This is a genomic window from Stenotrophomonas sp. NPDC077659, from assembly GCF_050268705.1.
Lineage (GTDB): Bacteria > Pseudomonadota > Gammaproteobacteria > Xanthomonadales > Xanthomonadaceae > Stenotrophomonas.
The window spans coordinates 1-3,859 of record NZ_JBNNHG010000224.1; the positions used below are offsets into that span (position 1 = coordinate 1).

Here is a 3,859-nt window from a genome sequence, read left to right on the forward strand (position 1 = left end):
CAAGCTGGATGCCTCCCTGGGCGGCATCAAGGACATGAACCGTCTGCCGGACGCCATCTTCGTGATCGACATCGGCCACGAAGACATCGCGATCAAGGAAGCCAAGAAGCTGGGCATCCCGGTCATCGCCGTGGTCGACACCAACTACAACCCGGAACTGGTCGACTACGCGATCCCGGGCAACGACGACGCCATCCGCGCTGTGCAGCTGTACGCCCGCGCCGCTGCCGACGCCGTGCTGGAAGGCAAGGCTGCTGCTCCGCACGCTGCTTCGGTGCGTGAAGAAGAGTTCGCCGACGCCGCTGCTGCGGAAGGCGAAGAAAAGGCTGCCCGCCGCGCTCCGGCGAAGAAGGCTGCCAAGAAGGGCGACGACGCCCAGGCCTGATCCAGGCCCCGGGGTGGACGCCCGGCGTCCACCCTCCCTGCGCGCAGCCTCTGGCGCGTGACAGGACCGTGTCACACGGGCCGGCCACCATGCCGGCCCTACCCCTTTCTTTCGTGAGGTAATCCCGTGGAAATCACTGCTTCCCTGGTCAAGGAACTGCGCGAGCGCACCGGCGCCGGCATGATGGAGTGCAAGAAGGCGCTGACCGAAGCCGGCGGCGACATCAACGCTGCTGCTGAAGCCCTGCGCAAGTCGGGCGCCGCCAAGGCCGACAAGAAGGCTGACCGCGTGGCCGCCGAAGGCCGTCTTGGCCTGGCCCAGGATGGCGGCAAGGCCGTGCTGGTCGAGGTCAACTCGGAAACCGACTTCGTTGCCAACGACGTCAACTTCAAGACCTTCGTCGACGCCGTCGCCGCTGCCGCCCTGGCATCGGGCGCTGCCGACGCCGAAGCCCTGAAGACGGCCACGCTGGCCTCCGGCGAGACCGTCGAAGAAGCCCGCGCCACCGCGATCCAGAAGCTGGGTGAGAACATCCAGATCCGCCGTCTGGTCAAGGTCGACACCACCGGCAACGTCGGTGCCTACGTGCACACCAACGGCAAGGTCGGCGTGCTGGTTGACCTGGTCGGCGGCGACGTCGAGCTGGCCCGCGGCCTGGCCATGCACGTGGCTGCGCTGAAGCCGCCGCACAACAAGGCCGCCGATGTGCCGGCCGAGTTCGTGGAAAAGGAAAAGGAAATCGAACTGGCCAAGATGTCCGAGAAGGACAAGTCCAAGCCGGCCGACATCCTGGAAAAGATCATCAGCGGCAAGATCAACAAGATCGTCAGCGAAGTGACCCTGTACGGCCAGACCTACGTGCTGGGCGACACCACCGTCGAGCAGGTGGTCAAGGCCGCCGGCGCCGACGTGGCTGGTTTCCAGCTGCTGATCGTGGGCGAAGGCATCGAGAAGGTGGTTGAAGACTACGCCGCCGAAGTCGCCAAGGCGATGCAGGTCTGATTCCAGCCCGACGGCTGCGAAACGACCAGGAGGAGCCGCGGGAAACCGCGGCTCTTTTTTTGTGCCTGCACACCCGGCAGCCCTGGCAGGTGCGCACCGTGGGTGCGCCCCTGCCCCCCCCGGCAAAACAGACTTTGCGTTATCAGCCATTCAAGCCGATACTCGGCACAGGGGAATACGCAATCACGTAACAGGAACAGAAGTCGCAGACTGTGATGCATTCCTAGGTATTCTTGTCCTAATGGAATTGAACGATCCGACATGCCTCCTGAGCTGACTGCTGCCTTGGCGCTGTGCCGCAACCTTCCCTCGCCGCCCGGCATTGCCCTGCGCATCATCGAGCTGGCCCAGGACCCGGAAGCGGACATCGCCACCGCCGCCGACATCATCGCCATCGACATGGCGCTGAGCGCTCGCATGCTGCGCATCGCCAACTCGCCGCTGTATGCCAGCCGGCGCCGCATCGAGAACCTTGGCCAAGCCCTGACCATGCTCGGGCTCAATGCCACGATCAGCCTGGCGTTGGGCTTTACCGTCACCCAGGGCCTGACCGGCGGCGCCGGCGCCGGCCACGACCTGCGCCAGCGTGCCTGGAAGCGCAGCATCCTCAGCGCTCTGGCCGCCAGCCAGCTGGGCCATGCCCGCGGCCTGCGCCGCCTGGAAGAACTGATGCTGGCCGGCCTGCTGCAGGACATGGGCGTGCTGTGCCTGGCCCAGGCCGAATCGGAACGCTACCTGCCCCTGCTGCGCGAAGCCGGTGACAACAAGGACCTGCTGGACCGCGAGCGCGAGGCGCTGGGCTGCACCCATGCCGATGTCGGCGCCTGGGTGGCCGAACAGTGGGGGCTGCCGCGCTACCTCGTGGACGGCATCCGCCTGAGCGAATCCGAACCCAGCAGCGACAACCCGTTCCAGGCCTGCGTGCAGCTGTCCGGGGCAGTGGCCGACATCTGGCTGGACGAGGATGCAGACAGCGCACGCGAGCGCGCCCTGCAGGAGGTGCATGCGCGCCTGCAGCTGGACAGCGCCCGCTTCGACCAGGTGCTGGCCCGCATCAGCGAGGCCCTGCCCGACATCGCCAGCCTGTTCGAGACCGGTCTCAGCTCGCCGTCGCGGGTGCGCGAACTGATCGACCACGCGCAGGAGCTGACCACGCTGCGCAACCTGCGCGAGATGCAGGATGCCGAGCAGGCGCGCCGCCGCGCCGACGAATTCGAGGCGCGGGCCAAGCGTCTGGCTGACCAGGCCCATCGTGACGCGCTGACCGGCGTGCTCAACCGGCGCCAGCTGGAGGCGGTGCTTGAACAGGAATTCCTGCGCGCCGGGCGCCATGGCTGGCCGCTGTCGGTAGCCTTCATCGACCTGGACGATTTCAAGAAGATCAACGACGCCCATGGCCACCTGACCGGCGATGAAGTGCTGCGCGCCTTTGCGGCCAAGCTGCAGGGGCAGCTGCGCAACAGCGATACCGTGGCCCGCTTCGGCGGCGAGGAATTCGTGGCACTGCTGCCCAATACCAGCGAAGCGGTCGCCCTGAACGTGATCCGCCGGGTGCTCGCCACCATCGTCTCCACACCGATGGTGGAACTGGAAAGCGGGCCGCTGTTCGTGACCTTTTCCGCCGGCGTGGCCACCCAGGGCGGCTACGAGCGCTTTGCCGGCATACAGGAGCTGCTGCGTGCCGCCGATGACGTGCTGTACCGCTCCAAGAACCTGGGCCGCAACCGCGTCATCGCGCGCTCCCCCGGCGAACTGGGGCATGATGAGCTGTCCGCCACCGCCGGCGCAGAACTGGGCTGAACCGGGCGCCCCGGCTGAACGGGGCGATGCGGCCTTTTGCGCCGCAGCGCACAAAACGCTTTGGCCGCGCGCCGCATGCGCGTAGAATCCCCCGCGATTTCCACGCTCACGAGGTCCCTATGTCCAAGCTCGCCTATCGCCGCATCCTTCTGAAACTGTCCGGGGAGGCGCTGATGGGAGATGAGGACTACGGCATCGACCCGAAGATCATCAACCGCCTGGCCCGTGAAGTGATCGAGGCCCAGCAGGCGGGCGCCGAAGTGGCGCTGGTGATCGGCGGCGGCAACATCTTCCGTGGCGCCGGCCTGGCAGCGGGCGGCATGGACCGCGTCACCGGCGACCAGATGGGCATGCTGGCCACGGTCATCAACGCCCTGGCCATGCAGGACGCACTGGAAAAGCTCGGCGCCAAGGCCCGGGTGATGAGCGCCATCAAGATCAACGACGTGTGCGAGGACTACATCCGTCGCCGCGCCATCCGCCACCTGGAAAAGGGCCGCCTGGTGATCTTCGCCGCCGGCGTCGGCAGCCCGTTCTTCACCACCGATTCCGGCGCCGCCCTGCGCGCGATCGAGATCGGCGCGGACCTGCTGCTGAAGGCCACCAAGGTCGATGGCCGATACCTTCTCGCGCACCGTTGACGGTCGCCCTGCCGAGGCCTGTGAAGCGGCC

Annotated in this window: 3 protein-coding genes and 1 pseudogene; all 4 read left to right on the top strand. The window is 66.9% G+C overall.

All coding sequences use genetic code 11. The annotated features are described in order from the left end of the window. Nucleotides 1–385: 30S ribosomal protein S2 (gene rpsB, locus ACQKDV_RS18675; RefSeq protein WP_427785743.1), on the top strand; the 385-nt coding region annotated here is incomplete at its 5' end. A 126-nt stretch (nucleotides 386–511) separates the two neighbouring features. After that, the gene (gene tsf, locus ACQKDV_RS18680) at nucleotides 512–1,387 is read left to right on the top strand and encodes a translation elongation factor Ts (protein ID WP_427785744.1); all 876 of its coding nucleotides are present in this window, start codon (nucleotides 512–514) and stop codon (nucleotides 1,385–1,387) included. A 261-nt stretch (nucleotides 1,388–1,648) separates the two neighbouring features. Further along, the gene (locus ACQKDV_RS18685; RefSeq protein ID WP_427785745.1) at nucleotides 1,649–3,187 is read left to right on the top strand and encodes a sensor domain-containing diguanylate cyclase; all 1,539 of its coding nucleotides are present in this window, start codon (nucleotides 1,649–1,651) and stop codon (nucleotides 3,185–3,187) included. 119 nt (nucleotides 3,188–3,306) lie between these two features. Further along, nucleotides 3,307–3,810: pseudogene (locus tag ACQKDV_RS18690) on the top strand (uridine monophosphate kinase); the annotation flags it as partial. Nucleotides 3,811–3,859 lie beyond the last annotated feature (49 nt).

What these genes read in the sequence shown, in the direction of transcription:
- ACQKDV_RS18685 (WP_427785745.1), top strand. Translation starts at nt 1,649, where the DNA reads ATGCCTCCTGAGCTGACTGCTGCCTTGGCGCTGTGCCGCAACCTTCCC.